The sequence below is a fragment of the Paenibacillus zanthoxyli JH29 genome (assembly GCF_000520715.1).
Classification (GTDB): Bacteria; Bacillota; Bacilli; order Paenibacillales; family Paenibacillaceae; genus Paenibacillus_AQ; species Paenibacillus_AQ zanthoxyli.
In genome coordinates, this window is the sequence record NZ_ASSD01000205.1 from 1 (window position 1) to 553 (window position 553).

Annotated in this window: 1 pseudogene; it reads right to left on the reverse strand. The window is 51.0% G+C overall.

Annotated features, from left to right (window positions below):
* Window positions 1–438 (reverse strand): annotated as a pseudogene (locus L691_RS28255) (IS1380 family transposase); the annotation flags it as partial.
* Window positions 439–553 lie beyond the last annotated feature (115 nt).

Below are 553 nucleotides of genomic sequence, written 5' to 3' on the forward strand. Positions count from 1 at the left end.
TAGCCAGGACATGGTCTTTCCTTCCGGTAGCGTGGCTTGAACCGGAGTTAGCGGTACGTTCAGAGTGCGCAGCAAATCGGCGGACTCTTCGAGTAAAATCGTCTGCCAGTCGTAGCTGTGGGCCGCCGCCAGATCTAGACGTTGCCGCAGAGTCGGAGAGGACGGAACGTGCTTCAGACCCAGGGATTTCGCGAAAAACCGATCCTGCCGAAACGGCTCGATCTGGTCAAAATCACTTTTTCCCTGACACAACAGACCCAGATAAGCATAAAGTACATCCGGATGAGTAACGGTCGGGCGCTGTGCACCCGGCAGCGAATAACGGATGAGTCTTTTGGCGATTCGGGTATGCGAAAGGAGCAGGCCAATGAGCGCCAAACCGGAATGAGCGGTTAACCATTCTGCGGACTGATCCAGCTGAAAACGAATGGGATTCATGAAAGCACCTCCAAGGTGAGGATGAGAAAACGAGAATATCTTCCTATTTTCTTCAGTTTACTTCACCGGAGTCTACTTTTCTAACCTTTTCAAAACTTTGTTTCACGAATTCAGG